This is a genomic window from Streptomyces decoyicus (genome assembly GCF_019880305.1).
GTDB classification, from domain to species: Bacteria; Actinomycetota; Actinomycetes; order Streptomycetales; family Streptomycetaceae; genus Streptomyces; species Streptomyces decoyicus.
Window position 1 is genome coordinate 5,021,111 of record NZ_CP082301.1, and the last position, 16,169, is coordinate 5,037,279.

18 protein-coding genes are annotated in these 16,169 nt (G+C 71.0%); 9 read left to right on the forward strand and 9 right to left on the reverse strand.

Annotation, left to right across the window (positions count from 1 at the left end):
• Positions 1-65: 65 nt before the first annotated feature.
• Entirely contained in the window at positions 66-335 is a 270-nt protein-coding gene (locus K7C20_RS22205) for a DUF2530 domain-containing protein (RefSeq protein ID WP_030086373.1), read from the reverse strand.
• A gap of 308 nt (positions 336-643) precedes the next feature.
• On the opposite strand from K7C20_RS22205, the gene K7C20_RS22210 reads away from it, so the two are divergent.
• Positions 644-2,116, forward strand: coding sequence for an NCS2 family permease (locus tag K7C20_RS22210; RefSeq protein ID WP_030086372.1), 1,473 nt, complete (start codon positions 644-646; stop codon positions 2,114-2,116).
• Here K7C20_RS22210 and K7C20_RS22215 read toward each other — a convergent pair.
• Entirely contained in the window at positions 2,109-2,300 is a 192-nt protein-coding gene (locus K7C20_RS22215) for a ribbon-helix-helix protein, CopG family (RefSeq protein WP_030086371.1), read from the reverse strand. The two genes, K7C20_RS22210 and K7C20_RS22215, sit on opposite strands and share 8 nt — an antisense overlap.
• Positions 2,301-2,430: 130 nt before the next feature.
• On the opposite strand from K7C20_RS22215, the gene K7C20_RS22220 reads away from it, so the two are divergent.
• From K7C20_RS22220 to thpR, 3 genes are all read left to right on the forward strand, one after another.
• A complete protein-coding gene (locus tag K7C20_RS22220) occupies positions 2,431-2,895 on the forward strand; it encodes a MarR family winged helix-turn-helix transcriptional regulator (RefSeq protein WP_030086370.1) in 465 nt (154 codons plus the stop codon).
• 28 nt (positions 2,896-2,923) lie between these two features.
• Complete coding sequence (locus K7C20_RS22225; protein ID WP_030086369.1) at positions 2,924-4,354, forward strand: MFS transporter; 1,431 nt, start codon at positions 2,924-2,926, stop codon at positions 4,352-4,354.
• A 96-nt stretch (positions 4,355-4,450) separates the two neighbouring features.
• Entirely contained in the window at positions 4,451-5,020 is a 570-nt protein-coding gene (thpR, locus tag K7C20_RS22230) for an RNA 2',3'-cyclic phosphodiesterase (protein ID WP_030086368.1), read from the forward strand.
• 227 nt (positions 5,021-5,247) lie between these two features.
• Here thpR and K7C20_RS22235 read toward each other — a convergent pair whose 3' ends face one another.
• Together K7C20_RS22235 and K7C20_RS22240 are read right to left on the reverse strand one after the other, a co-directional pair.
• Positions 5,248-6,246 carry an aldo/keto reductase gene (locus K7C20_RS22235; protein WP_030086367.1) on the reverse strand — a complete coding sequence of 333 codons (999 nt, stop codon included), beginning with the start codon at positions 6,244-6,246 and terminating at the stop codon, positions 5,248-5,250.
• A gap of 150 nt (positions 6,247-6,396) precedes the next feature.
• Positions 6,397-7,131: an MFS transporter gene (locus K7C20_RS22240; RefSeq protein WP_245171164.1), complete on the reverse strand. Its 735-nt coding sequence runs from the start codon at positions 7,129-7,131 to the stop codon at positions 6,397-6,399.
• Positions 7,132-7,256: 125 nt separating this feature from the next.
• Between K7C20_RS22240 and K7C20_RS22245 the strand changes: the two genes are divergently transcribed.
• Entirely contained in the window at positions 7,257-7,835 is a 579-nt protein-coding gene (locus K7C20_RS22245) for a TetR/AcrR family transcriptional regulator (protein ID WP_030086364.1), read from the forward strand.
• Positions 7,836-7,881: 46 nt separating this feature from the next.
• Here K7C20_RS22245 and K7C20_RS22250 read toward each other — a convergent pair whose 3' ends face one another.
• Positions 7,882-8,574 carry a GDSL-type esterase/lipase family protein gene (locus tag K7C20_RS22250; protein ID WP_030086362.1) on the reverse strand — a complete coding sequence of 231 codons (693 nt, stop codon included), beginning with the start codon at positions 8,572-8,574 and terminating at the stop codon, positions 7,882-7,884.
• 156 nt (positions 8,575-8,730) lie between these two features.
• Between K7C20_RS22250 and K7C20_RS22255 the strand changes: the two genes are divergently transcribed.
• Together K7C20_RS22255 and K7C20_RS22260 are read left to right on the forward strand one after the other, a co-directional pair.
• Positions 8,731-9,726 carry an SdiA-regulated/phytase-like domain-containing protein gene (locus tag K7C20_RS22255; RefSeq protein WP_053209246.1) on the forward strand — a complete coding sequence of 332 codons (996 nt, stop codon included), beginning with the start codon at positions 8,731-8,733 and terminating at the stop codon, positions 9,724-9,726.
• Positions 9,727-9,946: 220 nt separating this feature from the next.
• On the forward strand, positions 9,947-10,339 hold the full coding sequence (locus tag K7C20_RS22260) for a hypothetical protein (RefSeq protein WP_245171163.1): 393 nt from the start codon (positions 9,947-9,949) through the stop codon (positions 10,337-10,339).
• 163 nt (positions 10,340-10,502) lie between these two features.
• Here the strand turns inward: K7C20_RS22260 and K7C20_RS22265 are convergent, their stop codons facing one another.
• A complete protein-coding gene (locus tag K7C20_RS22265) occupies positions 10,503-10,925 on the reverse strand; it encodes a PPOX class F420-dependent oxidoreductase (RefSeq protein WP_030086355.1) in 423 nt (140 codons plus the stop codon).
• Positions 10,926-10,962: 37 nt separating this feature from the next.
• Positions 10,963-11,736, reverse strand: coding sequence for a TetR/AcrR family transcriptional regulator (locus tag K7C20_RS22270; protein WP_030086353.1), 774 nt, complete (start codon positions 11,734-11,736; stop codon positions 10,963-10,965).
• Positions 11,737-11,945: 209 nt separating this feature from the next.
• Here K7C20_RS22270 and K7C20_RS22275 point away from each other — a divergent pair, with 209 nt between their 5' ends.
• Both K7C20_RS22275 and K7C20_RS22280 read left to right on the forward strand, forming a co-directional pair.
• Positions 11,946-12,911: an ATP-binding cassette domain-containing protein gene (locus K7C20_RS22275; RefSeq protein WP_053209245.1), complete on the forward strand. Its 966-nt coding sequence runs from the start codon at positions 11,946-11,948 to the stop codon at positions 12,909-12,911.
• Complete coding sequence (locus K7C20_RS22280; protein WP_053209244.1) at positions 12,908-13,771, forward strand: ABC transporter permease; 864 nt, start codon at positions 12,908-12,910, stop codon at positions 13,769-13,771. Before K7C20_RS22275 ends, K7C20_RS22280 begins: the two co-directional genes overlap by 4 nt.
• Positions 13,772-13,855: 84 nt before the next feature.
• Here the strand turns inward: K7C20_RS22280 and serC are convergent, their stop codons facing one another.
• Entirely contained in the window at positions 13,856-14,974 is a 1,119-nt protein-coding gene (gene serC, locus K7C20_RS22285) for a phosphoserine transaminase (protein WP_030086342.1), read from the reverse strand.
• A gap of 102 nt (positions 14,975-15,076) precedes the next feature.
• Positions 15,077-16,153 carry a helix-turn-helix transcriptional regulator gene (locus tag K7C20_RS22290; protein ID WP_030086340.1) on the reverse strand — a complete coding sequence of 359 codons (1,077 nt, stop codon included), beginning with the start codon at positions 16,151-16,153 and terminating at the stop codon, positions 15,077-15,079.
• Between the last annotated feature and the right edge of the window lie 16 nt (positions 16,154-16,169).

The following is a 16,169-nucleotide window of genomic DNA, read 5'->3' on the forward strand; positions in this document are numbered from 1 at the left end:
CCCTCGACGTTACGGGCGGAATGCGCACTTCACCCGCTGGGTGGGCGGGTGGTGGGCGGTATGCCTCAGAGGTGGTCGGCGGGCTGGTCGCTCGCCGCGGCGCGCTTGATCGCGGCGTCCCGGGCCCGTACGTACCAGATGCCCACCAGCCCGAGGCCGCCGCCGGCCAGACAGGTCCACACCCACCAGGCGTGGCCGTGGTCGGCGAACCAGCCGTAGAAGGGGAGCTGGCCGAGGAAGAGCACGAACCAGATGATGGTGCCGCCGATGATCGTGCCGACGACGGGGCCCTCGAGAGGCGCCGGGGCCTCGCGCAGTTCGGACTTCTTCCACATAGGGGTCAGCTTACGGGGAGGGTGCGGGTGCGGGGGCGGGTGCGGGGGCTGCGGGCGGCGGTGGCACGGGGCAGGCGGCGGCTGTCGGGGGCCGGAGAGGGCGGGGCGGGTGGTGCGGTCCGTATGCCACAAGGGTCTACGCGCGGAGATAGCGATCAGCGCATTGTTTATTCATACTGAACCTTTCTGGATACGGCTGGTTTAGCTCGTCTTTTCCTCCAACCTGATCCGGTTGTTTCTGTTTCTGTTCGTGTTCCGGGCCCTCGGGCCCCCGCGCCTGCCCAGGCCTGTCCGACTGAGGTCCCCGCATGCCCCCCTCGGCCACCCCGCCGGTCGACACCCTTAAGAACCCGGGTCCGAAGCCTCCCAAGAACGGTTTCGACCGCTTCTTCAAGATCTCCGAGCGGGGGTCGACGGTCGGCCGCGAACTCCGCGGCGGTCTGGCGACCTTCTTCGCGATGGCCTACATCATCGTGCTGAACCCGATCATCCTCGGTGCCGGTGTCGACAAATTCGGCCACCACCTCGACAACGCCCAGCTGGTCACCGCCACCGCGCTGATGGCCGGTCTGAGCACGGTGCTGATGGGCCTCATCGGCAATGTCCCGATCGCGATCGCCGCGGGCCTGGGCATCAACGCCGTGGTCTCCCTGCAACTCGCACCCAAGATGAGCTGGCCGGACGCGATGGGCATGGTCGTGCTCGCCGGTCTGGTGCTGATGGTCCTGGTCGCCTCGGGTCTGCGGCAGCGGGTGATGGACGCGATCCCCAACGGGCTGCGGCGGGCCATCGCCATCGGCATCGGCCTGTTCATCTCGCTGATCGGCCTGGTCGACGCCGGCTTCGTGACGCGTAACCCGGACGCCGCGCACACCACCGTCCCGATGAGCCTGGGCCAGGGCGGACAGCTCAAGGGCTGGCCGGTGCTGGTCTTCGTACTCGGCCTGGTGCTGATGTTCGTGCTGATCGTGCGGAAGGTCAGGGGCGCGATCCTGATCGGCATGGTCACCATGGCCGTGGTCGCCATCGGTATCAATGCCCTGGTCCAGATCCCGGACGTGTCCTGGGGACTGGCGGTGCCGAACGTCCCGGACAAGATCGTCGACACCCCGGACTTCGGCCTGATCGGTCAGATCAGTCTCTTCGGCGGCTTCAAGGAAGTCGGCGTGCTGACCGGCTGCCTGTTCGTCTTCACCGTGCTGCTCTCCGGCTTCTTCGACGCGATGGGCACCATCATCGGCGTCGGCGAGGAGGCCGGGCTGCTGAACAACGAGACCGGCCAGCTGCCGAACATGGGCCGGATCCTCATGGTCGACGGCATCGCGGTCGCGGGCGGCGGCTTCGGCTCCGCCTCCGCCAACACCTGCTTCGTGGAGTCCACGGCCGGCGTCGGCGAGGGCGCACGTACCGGTCTCGCCAACCTGATGACCGGCGGCCTCTTCCTGCTCGCGCTGATCTTCACGCCGCTGGCGACCGTCGTCCCCTCGCAGGCCGCGACGCCCGCGCTGGTGGTCGTCGGCTTCCTGATCATGGCCTCGAACGTGCGGGACATCGACTGGGGCGACCCCACCATCGGCATCCCGGCGTTCCTGACGATGATCTCGATGCCGTTCACCTACAGCATCACCAACGGCATCGGGATCGGTGTCCTGGCCTTCATCCTGCTGCGCGCGGCGACCGGCCGGGCCAAGGAGATCCCCTGGCTGCTGAACGCGGTCGGCTTCTGCTTCCTGGTCTACTTCCTGCTCGACCCGATCGAGCAGGCGCTCGGGGTCAAGTAACGGGCCAGCGCACCCCCAGCTTCTCCGTCTCGTCGAGAGACGACTGGAAGCGCTCGTCGAAGTCCTCGCGGATGAGCGTCCGGACCACATAGTCCTGGACGCTCATTCCGCGTTTTGCGGCGTGCTGCCGAAGGCGCTCCAGCAGCTCCCCGTCCACGCGCAGGCTGAGCACTCGCGATCCCATATGGACACGGTCGCGTCCGTACGCGGTCAGGCGCGTCACTTTCGACTGCGTCCTCACTCGTATGGGTGATCTCCGACGGGCGGCACCCCTTGGCTTTCCTTAGAAAGGGTAATGAGTTATGCTAAAGACCATGCCGGAACTGTCCCGCCCCCTGCCTGACGGCCGGGAGGTGCCCCCAGACGACGCAGCAGCGGTGAACGCTCTGCGGTCCGCCGTGATGCGCCTGTCGCGCCGACTCAAGCACCAGCGGGTCGACGAATCGCTGAGCCCCACCGAGATGTCGGTGCTCGGCACCCTCGCCCGGTGCGGCCATGCCACCCCCGGCGAGCTGGCCCGCAAGGAGCATGTGCAGCCGCCGTCGATGACGCGCATCGTGGCCATGCTGGAGGCCAAGGGGCTGGTCCGGCTCGAACCGCACCCCGACGACCGCCGCCAGAAGGTCGTCACGCAGACCGAACAGGCCGAGGCGATGCTCGAAGAGAGCCGCCGCAAGCGCAACGCCTGGCTCGCCGAGCTGGCCTCCGGGCTGGACGAGGACGAGTGGGCCAAGGTGCGGGCCGCCGCGCCCGTGCTGGAGAAACTCGCACAGTTGTAGAACCCGAGGCCGAGGAGGCGAACCCACTTTGAGTACGGGATCCGGAGCACACTCCGCCCCCGCACCGAACTCCCGAGAAGACACGGTTTCCGACGACGCGACCGCGACCACTCCGGGCATCGCCCCGGGTGTCGCCGCAGGCCCCGCCGCCACACCGCGCAAGGGCACGTTCAGCTCCCTACGAATACGTAACTACCGCCTCTTCGCCACCGGCCAGGTGGTCTCCAACACGGGCACCTGGATGCAGCGCATCGCCCAGGACTGGCTGGTGCTCAGCCTCACCGGCTCCTCCGGCGCGGTCGGCATCACCACCGCGCTCCAGTTCCTGCCGATGCTGCTCTTCGGGCTCTACGGCGGCGTCATCGCCGACCGCTTCGGCAAGCGCAAGCTGCTTCTGTTCACCCAGTCCGCCATGGGCCTGACCGGCCTCGCCCTCGCCGTGCTCACGCTGAGCGGCCATGTGCAGGTCTGGCACGTCTACCTGGTCGCTTTCGTCCTCGGCCTGGTCACCGTCCTCGACAACCCGTCCCGGCAGGCCTTCGTCTCCGAAATGGTCGGCCAGGACGAGCTGCGCAACGCCGTCAGTCTCAACTCCGCCAACTTCCAGTCCGCGCGGCTGATCGGGCCGGCCGTCGCCGGTGTCCTGATCACCGCCTTCGGCAGCGGCTGGGCCTTCCTGCTCAACGGCCTCTCCTTCATCGCCCCGATCGCCGGTCTGCTGATGATGCGGACCGCCGAACTCCACAAGGTCGACCGCGTCCCGCGCAGCAAGGGCCAGCTGCGGGAGGGCCTGCGGTATGTGTCGGGCCGCCCCGACCTGATCTGGCCCATCGTGCTGGTCGGCTTCATCGGGACCTTCGGCTTCAACTTCCCGATCTGGCTGACGGCGTTCGTCTACCACGTCTACCACCAGGGCGCGGGCACGTACTCCCTGTTCAACGGGCTGATGGCGGCCGGTTCGCTGATCGGCGCGCTGCTCGCGGCCCGCCGCGCCACCTCCCGGCTGCGGCTGCTGGTCGGTGCGGCGATCCTCTTCGGCGCCCTGGAGATCGCGGCCGCGCTCGCCCCGTCGTTCTGGGTCTTCGCGGCGCTGCTCGCCCCGATCGGCATGGTCGGCCTGACGATCAACGTCACCGCCAATTCGAGCATCCAGATGGCCACCGATCCGCTCATGCGCGGCCGGGTGATGAGCCTGTTCATGATGGTCTTCGTGGGCGGCACCCCGCTCGGCGCGCCGGTGGTCGGCTGGGTCACCGACGCCTTCGGTGCCCGGATCGGCTTCCTGGCGGGCGGCGTGGTCTCCATGGTGTCCGCGGCCGTCATCGGTCTGATCCTCGCCAGGGTGGGCGGCCTGCGCCTCAAGATCGACCTGCGCCGCGGCCATCAGCACGTCGCCTTCGTGCCCCGGGTCCCCGGAACGGCTCCGCACGTGGAGAAGGACCTGGCGCCGGCGGCGTAGGAGTAAGGGGGCGGGCTCCGGCGGCGCGGACATGGGCGTGGCGATGCAGACATCGGGGTCCGCCGGACCCCATATGCCCTGCGCCACACTGACCGCATGAGACTCTTCGCCGCCGTCCTGCCCCCCGCTCCCGCGCTCGAGGAACTGGCCGCCGAGGTGGCGCAGTTGAAGAAACTCCCGGCGGCCGGCCGGCTGCGGTGGACCGGCCGGGACAGCTGGCACTACACCCTTGCCTTCTACGGCGAGGTGCCCGACGATCTCGTCCCCGAACTGCACGAACGCCTGGCCCGCGCCGCCCGTCGCCGCGACCCCTTTGCGCTGCGGATCGCCGGCGGCGGCCGGTTCTCGGACCGGGTGGTGTGGGCCGGGGCGGACGGCGACCGCCCCGCCATGCGCATGCTCGCCGACGCGGCATCGGCGGCGGCCCGGCGGACCGGCATCTCCATGGACGAGCAGCACCGCCCGTACACCCCGCACCTCACCCTCGCCAGGAACCGCGTCCCCGACCTGGACCTCCGCCCGTACGCGACCGCCCTCAAGGACTTCGCCGGCGTCCCCTGGACGGTCGATGCGCTCTCGCTGGTGTGCAGCCATCCCCCGGTCGCCGGGGCGGCGGGCACGCAGCCGCGGTACGAAACGGTGGGGTCCTGGCCGCTGGGACACTGAGTACGGCGGGGCCCGGTGGCCGCCTCACCCGGGCCGCTGAAACGTTCGGGTCCGCCCCGGTTACGCTCAGAGGGTGGACCCCAAAACCCGTAACCGGATCATGTCCGGTCTGCTCGCCGTACTGCTCGTCGTCGTGGTCGTGGCGGCGGCGCTGCACTGAGAGCTGCCGCCGCCGGTGCCGGGCGCCCCGCAGCCGGCAGCAGCCGGCCGCCGGGCGCCCGGTCCGCTCACCAGGCGAAGGCCTCCGGGCTCGGGCCGGGGCCGGGGAAGATCTCGTCCAGCGAGGCGAGCAGCTCGTCCGACAGCTCCAGTTCGACGGCGCGCAGCGCGGAGGCGAGCTGGTCCGCCGTGCGGGGGCCGACGATCGGGCCGGTGACGCCGGGGCGGGTCAGGAGCCAGGCCAGGGCGACCTCGCCGGGCTCCAGGCCGTGCTTGCCGAGCAGGTCCTCGTAGGACTGGACCTGGGCGCGGATCGCGGAGTTGGCGAGGGCTTCCGCGGAGCGGCCGGCGCCCGAGCGGGCCGCGCCGCCCTCGCGTTCCTTGCGCAGGGCGCCGCCCAGCAGCCCACTGTGCAACGGGGACCAGGGGATGACGCCCAGGCCGTAGCCCTGGGCGGCCGGGATGACCTCCATCTCGGCGCGCCGCTCGGCGAGGTTGTAGAGGCACTGCTCGCTGACCAGGCCGTACGAACCGCGACGGGCGGCCGTCTCGTTGGCGCGGGCGATGTGCCAGCCGGCGTGGTTGGACGAGCCGACGTAGAGGATCTTGCCCTGCTGGACGAGGATGTCGATGGCCTGCCAGATTTCGTCCCAGGGCGTGTCCCGGTCGACGTGGTGGAACTGGTACAGGTCGATGTAGTCGGTGCCCAGCCGCTTGAGGCTCGCGTCCACCGAGCGCCGGATGTTGAGCGCGGAGAGCTTGTCGTGGTTGGGCCAGACCCCGTCGTCGCTCGGCGCCATGTTGGCGTAGAGCTTGGTGCCCAGCACGGTCTTGTCGCGCCGGCCACCGCCCTTGGCGAACCACGAGCCGACGATTTCCTCGGTACGGCCCTTGTTGGCGCCCCAGCCGTAGACATTGGCGGTGTCGAAGAAGTTGATGCCCGCATGGTGCGCGGCGTCCATGATGGTGTGGCTTTCGGCCTCGTCCGTCTGAGGCCCGAAGTTCATCGTCCCGAGGACGAGTCGGCTGACCTTGAGTCCGGTGCGTCCGAGCTGCGTGTACTTCATGGTGGTCCAGCCAACGCCTTCGAGTGCCCTCGAAGCAAGGACCCCGGGGGGTGGCGGAGTTCGGCTGGTCGTGGTTCCCGGTGAGGGGTGTGCGCTCCGTGGGGCGGGGACTCGTCCTGCGGAGCGGGCCCCGCCGTCCCCTGCCGGCTTTCAGGCGGTGGAGGTTCCCGCCGCGGAGGCGTCCGGCCGCGCGTCGGCGTCCGGCCGTGGCGAAGAGCAGCAGCGCGGTCTGTGCGCAGCAGGCGGCCGCCACCGGCCGAGCGGGCGCAGGCGTGCGGCGAGCGAGGCGGCGGGGGCGGGCGGCACCTGGGGGAGGGTGGCGCGGAGGAAGAGCAGCGCGGCGAGCCCGAGCGCCCCGCCCAGGACGAAGGTGGCCCGCCAGCCCAGTGCCGCCCCGGTCCAGGTGCCGGCCGGGACGCCGATCACCACGGCGCCGGTCGGCCCCGCCATGACCGTGGCGAGGCTGCGGCCCCGGCGCTCCGGCGGGGCGAGCTGCGCGGTCACGGCGAGGACGGTGGGCAGTGCCACAGCGGCGGCGAGCGCGGCCACCACCCGCAGTGCCATCAGCGCGGCGTACGAACTCACCAGCGGAACAGTGAAGTTGGCGAGGCAGAAGAGCGCCAGAGTCGTGGTGAGAAGGCGGCGACGGGGGAGCCGTGCGGTGCCGACGGCGGCGATCGGGGCGGCCACCGCGCAGACGACGGAGAAGGCGGTGACGAGCTGTCCGGCCGCGGCCTCGCTGACCGTCAGTCCGCGGGCGAGGGCGGGCAGCACGCCGGTGATGACGAAGTCATCGGTCTGGAGGGCGAAGGCGCCCAGGGTGAGGGCGCAGAGCCAGGGGGCAGGGCGGGTCCCTCGCGCGGCGGAAGCGGAAGTGGCGGACATGCCATTAGCGTAACGTTCGTTTCCCTAATTAGGGTGGGGGTGACCCGCTCCGAGGGTCGAAGGGCACGGGACCAGGAGAGTCCCGACGTCCGCCCGGCACCCCCGCACCGCTAGGAGTCCGACCGATGGCCAGGCCCCGCGACCCCCGCCGCCGTACCGAGATCCTCGACGCGGCCATCGGCCACCTGGTGGAGACCGGGATCGCCAACCTCTCGCTCCGCCCGCTGGCCCACGCCCTCGGGCACAGCACACGGGTGCTCACCCACCACTTCGTGGACAAGGACGATCTGCTCACCGCCGTACTGGAGCGGCTGGACGAGATCCAGCACGGGCAACTGCGGGCCACCGAGGGCTGGGACGACACCTCGCGCGGTATCGGCGCGATCGCGCGGGATTCCTGGCGGCGCCATCTGGAGCCCGAGAACATCGGCGCGACCCGGCTCATCCATGAGATCGAGGGGCTGGCGGCGGCCGGCCGGCTCGGCGGCCGGGTCCCGAAGTTCCTCGCGGACCGCGCCGAATTCGTCGCCGAGGCCCTCCAGGCCCGCGGTCTCGCCCCCGACGCGGCGCGGGTGCACGCCACCTTCCTCAACAGCGCCTACGCGGGCCTCCAGACCGACTTCCTGGTCACCGGCGACCGCGCGCGCACGGAGGCGGCGCTGGCGGATCTGTGCGCACTGGCCGATTCGTGGACGCGCCGGTAGGAGCACCTCCGCAGGGCGCGCGCCCCGGGAACCCCCAGCGGAACCGTCAGCGGGACGACAGCACCCCGTACGGCGCCCCGACCCCCCACGCCTGATGCATCGCCCCGGCGAACGTTCCTGCCAGCAGCCGCTCCCCCCACTCCGACGGATGCGTTCCGTCATACGTGGCGCGGTCGGTCTCCCATCCGTCCGGCTCGGAGGCGAGCAGCAACGGCGAGCCGGGGGTGGAGAGATCGGCAACGGCCTTGGCCAGCAGCTCGTTGAAGCGCTCGCACTCCGCGCCGAACGCGGTGTCCACCGCCGCCCGGACATTGGGTATCACCGGCATCAGCACGGCCCGTATGTGCGGTGCCGCCTCCCGCGCCTGTGCCACGAAGCGCCGCACGTTCTCTGCGGTCTGCTCGGCGTTCGTATAGAAGCCGAGGTCGATCAGGCCGAGCGAGACCAGCAGGGTGTCGGCGTCGTAGCGGCGCACCATGTCACCGATCAGCGGCGCCATGTGCAGCCAGCCCTCGCCCCAGCCGGCGAGATGGCGGCGGGCCTCGTCGGGGAAGCCGGGATCGGCGTAGGCGGACGAGGTGGGGGCGCCCTCGACGGGGTCATGGAGCGTGTGGCGCGGTCCGACGATGCGGTACGGGCCGTCGAACGTCGCGTTCAGGTGCTGCCACATCCGGTAGCGCCACGTGAAATCGCCGGTGCTCCCAATGGTCATCGAGTCACCGACGAACATGATCCTCATCCGGCCATGATGTCCGAGAACCCCTACTGCTCGGTACGTGACGCTGGACACGCCCCGGCCCGCAGCGTGGTGACGGGGCCGATGCCGCGGTGAGGGCGGAGGTGACGAGGCGGCGGACGCGCCACGGGCCGCGTCCCGGGATGGCAGTCTGTGCCCATGCGTTCGCTTCTGTGCGCGGCCGGTGCCGCGGGAATCCTGTGGTCGGCGGCCGTGGTGCCCGCCGCCGCCGACGAGCCCGACGGCTTCACCATCGGCGATCCCCGGATCACCGAGTCCAGCGGTCTGGCCGCCAGCCGGAAGCACCCCGGGATCTACTGGACCCACAACGACAGCGACGACGGCCCGTACGTCTACGCCGTCGACGGCAGGTCCGGCCGTACGGTCGCCAGGATCACGCTGCGCGGCATCGGCACACCGCGCGATGTCGAGGCGATCTCGATCGGCCCGGACGGCAACGTCTACGTCGGCGACATCGGTGACAACCTCGGCGGCACCTGGAACCACGTCTGGATCTACCGCTTCCCCGAGCCGGAGAAGCTGCGCGACGCCACCGTCAGGGCGACCCAGTTCGATGTGAAGTACGCGGACGGCCCGCGGGACGCCGAAGCGCTGATGGTGCACCCCAGGACCGGCCGGGTCTATATCGCCAGCAAGAAGCAGGACGGTGGTGGCGCCCTCTACGAGGGCCCGCAGCGGCTCACCACCGCCGGCGCCAACGTCTTCCGCAAGGTCGCGCCGATCGATCTGTGGGCGACCGACGGCGCGTTCTCCCCCGACGGCACCCGTCTGGTGATGCGCAGCTACTTCGGTGCCCGGATCTACCGGTGGCAGGACGGCAGCCCGAAGGACCTCGGCAGCGTGGGCGTGCCGGTCCAACAGCAGGGGGAATCGGTCTCCTTCACCGCCGACGGCCGCACCCTGATGTACGGCTCGGAGGGCAGCGACAGCGAGGTCGAACCGGTCGGCCTGAGTGACGAGCAGCTGCCGGACACGGCGAAGGACGACCCGGCGAACGGTGACGGCGCCAACGGGCAGGGTGGGAAAAGCGGTTCGGGGACGGACCTGGATCCTTCCTTCATCAAGGGCGCCATGGTCCTCGCCGTGGCCACGGCGCTGGTCGTCGGGCTGCGCAGGCTGCTGCGCCGTCGCTGACGGCGAGAGCCGGGGCCGGACTGAGGGGCCGGGTACTGGGTCCGGTCCGTCCGGTCCGTCCGGCTCGGTCGCGGCGGCTCAACCCACGAGCGCTGCACCTCGGTTGACGACACACCTGACCACGATCTGAAGATCCAATGAAAATGATCTAGTGTCGTCGCCGTCCCTTTCCGACGCGGTGTCTCCCCGCGGGGATGCGCCGCGAGCACAGAGAAAACATGTGAGGAACGTGCGAAACAAGAAGGCCATAGTCGCGGGGCTCGCGCTCCTGGCCGTCGGCGCTCTGCAGACGCCGGCTTCCGCCACCGGCCACTCCTCCAGCCGGGGCGAGACCATCACCGTCCGCGGCAGCGGCACCTATGTGTCCTCGGTGACGACGACGCGGAAGCCGCACGCCTTCAAGGCCACGGCGCACCTGATCCTGAGGGACAGCGGCAACCACTACAGCCGGGAACTGCGCGGCTGGGGTGACACCAACAACGGTGACACGGACTACCGCACCTGGTCGATCAAGCAGCACGTCCCGAACGGCTGGCGGGTGTGCGCCGAGTGGTGGGGCTACGGCTACAAGCACCCCTTCAAGGGCATGCCCTGCGTGATCGTCCACAAGTGACCGAGCCGGGCCCGGCGCTGCGCCACGCAGCCGCGGGCCCGGTGTAGTCCCCCGGGGCCACGCGAGTTCTGCTCCCTGCGCTGCGCAGAGGTGCGGCCTCGGTCCCATGGGCGTCGGGCTGTCGCCGTCATGGCGGATGAGTTCCTCCATGGCGGCGACACGCCTATTCCTCGCCCGTTGCTCCCGCGCCCTCGGTCAGCCGCAGCTCGTAGTGCAGCGTCCGCTCTTTCCTCAGCCGGTGCACCAGCGGAACCAACAGGCCGTGGATCAAGGGGTATTTGCGGGTCAGTGAGCGCTCGGCCCGCCGGTACTCCCGGGTCTGCGGGTCCAGCAGCCGCACCCGCGCCGGCACGGTGGGCCCGGTGGGACGGCCCCGCCAGGTGGAGGCGCAGATCTCCACGTCGGGGAAGTTCCGCATCCGCTTGGCCTTCCAGGCGCTGCTGTACGTACGGAGGTAGGCGTGGTCGCCGTCGACGGCGATGTTCATCGCTGTGCCGACGCCCGTGCCGTCCCGCTTGTACGTGGTCAGCACAATCGCCCCTTGCCGCTCGAAGGGGGCGAGGCCGGGGCTCGGGGGATTCGTCATGACTCCCATACAGGCACATCCGGCCTGTTTCGTCACATCATGGTGCGTCCGTTCGGGCGGTACTGCGGGCGGCGATGAGCACCTCGAATCCGTCCAGGAGTGCGGCCAGGCCCAGCTCGAAGACCGGGGTGTCGCCGCCGGTGAACGTGTCCTGGTCCAGGCCGGCGAGGGCGGGGTAGCGGCCGCTCAGCATCGCCTTGGACAGGACCGGCTCCTGGGCCCGCCAGAAGTCCGCGTTGCTGATACCGGTCCGCTTCTCGGCGAGGGCGGCGTTGAGCTCGGTGCGGGCGGTGCCGGTGATGAAGCCGCCGAGGGACACCATGACGTGGATCTTCTCGCGGTCGGTCAGGCCGGTGCCGGCCAGGGCGCGCAGCGCGTACTCCAGTGAGTCCAGGGCGTTGGGGCCGAGCAGCGGGCGGGCCTGGTCGACCTGGAGCAGCCAGGGATGCCGTTGGTGCAGCCGCCAGTTGTCGCGGGCGAGGGCCTCGAGCGCGGGGCGCCAGCCGGCGGCGGGGTCGGGGTGGGCCTCGCTGTCGAACTCGGAGACCTTGTCGAGCATCAGGTCGAGGAGTTCGGCCTTGCCCGGTACGTAGCGGTAGAGGGACATGGTGCCGACGCCGAGGTCGGTGGCGACCCGGCGCATGGACAGTGCGCCGAGCCCGTCGGAATCGGCGACCGCCACCGCCGTGGTGACGATGCGGTCAACGGTGAGGCCCGGCTTGGGGCCGCGGCTGGGCCGGTCGGTGAGGCCCCAGAGCAGCTCCAGGCTGCGCGAGACATCGCCGCTGCCGCTGTGTTCTGTCGTCGTCATCGTGCGCTCATCCTATGCCGCCCCCCGACGGGAACTGGGTACGCTGTACGCGCAATCGGGTACGGTGTACCCAGTTTTCGACCGGAGGGGATCCGACGATGGCCGGCAAGGTGAACGGGACAGGGCGCGGGGCAAGGAGAGGGGCACGGCGAGGGGCACGGCGAGGGGCGGGTGCGGCGGAGGCCGTTCAGGCGCCGCCACCGCCGGATGTGGCGGTTCTCGCGGAGAGCCTGGAGAAGCGGTACGGCGACAAGCGGGCGCTGGACGGTCTCGACCTCGCCGTCCGCCGCGGCACGGTGCACGGCCTGCTCGGGCCGAACGGCTCGGGCAAGACCACGGCCGTCCGCATCCTGACCGCCCTGCTGCGACCGGACGGCGGACGGGCGACCGTCGCCGGGCACGATGTGGCGCGGGCACCGGAGCGGGTACGGGCCACGATCGGTCTCGCGGGTCAATATGCCGCCGTGGACGAGATACTGAGCGGGCGTCAGAATCTGGAGATGTTCGGCAGGCTCTTCCACCTCGGCGCACACCGGGCACGGATGCGTGCGACGGAACTGCTGGACCGGTTCGGATTGCAGGAGGCGGCCGGGAAACCGGCCAAGGGCTACAGCGGCGGGATGCGCCGCCGGCTCGACCTCGCCGCGAGCCTGATCCTCGCACCCGAGGTGCTCTTCCTGGACGAGCCGACCACCGGCCTCGATCCGCGCAGCCGCAACGAGGTGTGGGAGTCGGTCCGTTCGCTGGCCGCGTCCGGCACCACGGTCCTGCTGACCACCCAGTACCTCGACGAGGCGGACCGGCTGGCCGACCGTATCGCCGTCATCGAGCACGGACGGACGATCGCCGACGGTACGCCCGCCGAACTGAAGCGGCAGGCCGGCGGGGACAGCCTCCAGGTGGTGGTGCGCGACCCGGCCGACCTGCCGCACGCCGTGCGCACCGTGGCGCGGGTCGCCGCGGACGATGTGCCGCCCACGCGGGACGAGGCCGAGCGGCGGGTCGGGGCGCCGGTGGCCGACGGTGTGGCGGCGCTGACCGAGGTCGCCCGCACCCTCCAGGACGAGGGCGTCGGCGTCGAGGACATCGCACTGCGCCGGCCCACGCTGGACGAGGTCTTCCTGCGGCTCACGGGTCACCGTCCGGCCGGGGCCGGACAGGAGGCGGCCGCATGAGCGCCGGCACCGTGCCGCACATCCAGGGCGGCGGCTCTCCGGGCCCGGCCGGCCCGGACAACAGCCCCGCGCGCCGCCTCTACTGGGCCCTCGCCGACTGCTGGACCATCATCCGCCGGGACCTGACCCACCTCGTCCGGCAGCCCGTCAACATCGCCTGGCAGCTGGGCTTCCCGGTCGTCTCCGTCCTGCTCTTCGTCTATGTCTTCGGCAGCGCGATGGACGTCGGCAGCGGTGTGGACTACCCGACGTTCGCGATGCCCGGCATCTTCGCGATGACGATGTCCTTCGGCTTCATGAACACCGCGCTGATCGTCGTCATCGACCGGGACCGTGGTGTCACCGACCGCTTCCGCTCCATGCCGATGGCGCCCTCGGCCGTGGTCAGCGGGCGCGGGGTCTCCGATGTGATCAGCGCGAGCATCGACCTCGCGGCGCTGGCCGTGATCGCCATGATCGTCGGCTGGCGCTCCCACGGCAGTCCGGCCGCCACCCTGGCCGCCTTCGGACTGCTGCTGCTTCTGCGCTTCGCGCTCACCTGGATCGGTGTCTTCCTCGGCCTCCTGGTGCCCAACCAGGAAACGGCCGGCGGGCTCTACGCCCTCGCCTTCCCCTTCGGCATGATCTCCAGCGTCTTCACACCGCCGTCGATGATGCCGGACTGGCTGGGCATGATCGCGAGGTGGAACCCGGTCTCCTCGACGGCCGGCGCCATCCGCACCCTCTTCGGCAACCCGGCCACCACGGGCGGCAGTTGGGTCGAGGCACATGCGGTGCTGATGGCGGTGCTGTGGCCGCTCGTCCTCACGGCGGTCTTCCTGCCGCTGGCGGTACGGCGCTTCCAGCGGCTGAACCGCTAGCGCGCACCGGGCCGGCAACACACAGGCCCCGGCGGTCGCCCGCCGGGGCCTGTGGTGGTGCGTGATGCGTGGTCCGTCAGGCCGTTACAGCTTGCCGATCACGTGGTCGATGCAGGCCGTCAGTGCCTCGACGTCCGTCGGGTCGATCGCCGGGAACATCGCGATCCGCAGCTGGTTGCGGCCGAGCTTGCGGTAGGGCTCGGTGTCGACGATGCCGTTGGCGCGCAGGGCCTTGGCGACGGCCGCGGCGTCGATGTCGTCGGCGAAGTCGATGGTGCCGATGACCTGCGAGCGCTTGGCCGGGTCGGTGACGAACGGGGTGGCGTACTTGGAGTCCTCGGCCCAGCCGTAGAGGGTGCGCGAGGAGGTGGCGGTGCGGCGGACCGCCCAGTCCAGGCCGCCCTGGCCGTTGATCCACTCCAGCTGCTCGTTGAGCAGGAAGAGGGTGGACAGCGCGGGGGTGTTGTACGTCTGGTTCTTGAGGGAGTTGTCGATCGCCGTGGGCAGCGAGAAGAACTCCGGGATGTGGCGGCCGGACGCGTGGATGGCGCGGGCGCGCTCCAGGGCGGCGGGGGAGAAGGCCGCGAGCCACAGACCGCCGTCCGAGGCGAACGACTTCTGCGGGGCGAAGTAGTAGACGTCGGTCTCGGCGATGTCCACGGGCAGCCCGCCGGCGCCGGAGGTGGCGTCGACCAGCACCAGCGCGCCCTCGTCGGCGCCCGCGACCCGCTTGATGGGGGCGGCGACGCCGGTCGAGGTCTCGTTGTGGGTGAAGCCGTAGACGTCCACGCCCTGCTCCGCCTGCGGGTCAGGGTGGCTGCCCGGGTCGGCGGAGATGACGGTGGGCTCGTCCAGCCACGGCGCCAGCTTGGCGGCCTTGGCGAACTTCGAGGAGAACTCACCGAAGCTGAGGTGCTGGGACTTGCGCTCGATCAGGCCGTGCGTCGCGATGTCCCAGAACGCGGTGGAGCCGCCGTTGCCGAGGACGACCTCGTAGCCCTCGGGGAGCTGGAAGAGGTCACGTACGCCGTCGCGCACCTTGCCGACCAGGTTCTTGACCGGGGCCTGGCGGTGGGACGTGCCGAGAAGGGAGCTACCGGTGGCGGCGAGGGCGCCGAGCGCCTCCGTACGCACCTTGGAGGGGCCCGCGCCGAAGCGTCCGTCGGCGGGCTTGATGTCAGCGGGAATCTGGATATCAGCCACGGGGGAAGCCTAATCCGTCGCGCTGCGGGGCTCGGCGGCGCGTCCAGCGGGTGAGACGTCAGCCGCCCGTACGGTGGACGGCCGGGTCGGAGTGCCACCAGCTCACGCGGACGGGGCGGGTGCCGTGTAGACGGCGGTGAGGGCGGCGGCGGCCTCGGCCATCACCTGTCGGGCCTCGGGCGGGTCGAGCACTTCGAGGGAGTCGCCGAACTGGAGCAGTTGCCGGACGGCGGGGAGGACCGGGTAGGCCAGATCGAGGGTGGCCCAGTCGTTTCCGGTGCTCTTGCTGTCCTCGGGGCCGGCCTCGTCACGTGTGCCCACGTCGTCCCCCGCGCCGGCCTCGTTCCCGGCGTCCTCGCCGTCTCCGGCGCACTCGTCGTCACCCGTACGGGGTGGCCCGGTCAGGGCCCCGCCGAGGATCCGTACGGCCAGGTCGAGCCGGTCGCGGCGGATCCGGGCGGTGACCCGTACGTCCGCGGGCCGGTCCTCCACCTCGCGCCGCAGCTGCTGCCAGACCTGCGCGAGCGCCACGCCCGCGCGGCGGCGTACCGGGGCGTCGGTGAGGGTGGCCGACGCCACCCGGTCGGCCCGGAAGAGCTGCGGTCTGCCGCGCCGGTCCGCGACGAGGTACCAGGTACCGGCCTTGGCCACGAGCCCGTACGGGTCGACGGTGTAGGTCCGCAGCCGGGTCTCGCCGCTGTGCCGGTAGCGGATACGGAGCCGGAGGTCGGTGAAGACGGCCGTGTGAAGGACGTCGAGGTCCACGGCGGGGCGGGGGCCGCCCATCCACCGGTCCGGATCGACCAGGATGCGGCTGCCGGCCAGCTCCGCGGCGGGACGGTGCGGGGCGGGCAGCGCGGCCATCACCTTGCGCAGCGCCGAGCCGAGCGCCTCGTCCAGACCGAGGGCGGAGTGTGCGCCCTGCGCGGCGAGGATGAACAGGGCGCGTGCCTCGTCGGTGGTCAGGCCCGTGACGTCCGTACGGAAGCCGGGCAGCAGCGCGATTCCGCCGTGCCGGCCGCGTTCGGCATAGACCGGCACCCCGGACGCCGACAGCGACTCGATGTCGCGGTAGACGGTCCGGGTGGAGACCTCCAGCCGTTCGGCGAGCTCCCCGGCCGGCACCCGGCCGCGGGTCTGGAGGAGCAGGAGGATCGAGAGGAGCCGGTCCGCTTTCACGGGCGCATTTATACAT

What these genes read in the sequence shown, in the direction of transcription:
- K7C20_RS22205 (WP_030086373.1), bottom strand. Translation starts at nt 335, where the DNA reads ATGTGGAAGAAGTCCGAACTGCGCGAGGCCCCGGCGCCTCTCGAGGGC.
- K7C20_RS22210 (WP_030086372.1), top strand. Translation starts at nt 644, where the DNA reads ATGCCCCCCTCGGCCACCCCGCCGGTCGACACCCTTAAGAACCCGGGT.
- K7C20_RS22215 (WP_030086371.1), bottom strand. Translation starts at nt 2,300, where the DNA reads ATGGGATCGCGAGTGCTCAGCCTGCGCGTGGACGGGGAGCTGCTGGAG.
- K7C20_RS22220 (WP_030086370.1), top strand. Translation starts at nt 2,431, where the DNA reads ATGCCGGAACTGTCCCGCCCCCTGCCTGACGGCCGGGAGGTGCCCCCA.
- thpR (WP_030086368.1), top strand. Translation starts at nt 4,451, where the DNA reads ATGAGACTCTTCGCCGCCGTCCTGCCCCCCGCTCCCGCGCTCGAGGAA.
- K7C20_RS22235 (WP_030086367.1), bottom strand. Translation starts at nt 6,246, where the DNA reads ATGAAGTACACGCAGCTCGGACGCACCGGACTCAAGGTCAGCCGACTC.
- K7C20_RS22240 (WP_245171164.1), bottom strand. Translation starts at nt 7,131, where the DNA reads ATGTCCGCCACTTCCGCTTCCGCCGCGCGAGGGACCCGCCCTGCCCCC.
- K7C20_RS22245 (WP_030086364.1), top strand. Translation starts at nt 7,257, where the DNA reads ATGGCCAGGCCCCGCGACCCCCGCCGCCGTACCGAGATCCTCGACGCG.
- K7C20_RS22250 (WP_030086362.1), bottom strand. Translation starts at nt 8,574, where the DNA reads ATGAGGATCATGTTCGTCGGTGACTCGATGACCATTGGGAGCACCGGC.
- K7C20_RS22255 (WP_053209246.1), top strand. Translation starts at nt 8,731, where the DNA reads ATGCGTTCGCTTCTGTGCGCGGCCGGTGCCGCGGGAATCCTGTGGTCG.
- K7C20_RS22265 (WP_030086355.1), bottom strand. Translation starts at nt 10,925, where the DNA reads ATGACGAATCCCCCGAGCCCCGGCCTCGCCCCCTTCGAGCGGCAAGGG.
- K7C20_RS22270 (WP_030086353.1), bottom strand. Translation starts at nt 11,736, where the DNA reads ATGACGACGACAGAACACAGCGGCAGCGGCGATGTCTCGCGCAGCCTG.
- K7C20_RS22280 (WP_053209244.1), top strand. Translation starts at nt 12,908, where the DNA reads ATGAGCGCCGGCACCGTGCCGCACATCCAGGGCGGCGGCTCTCCGGGC.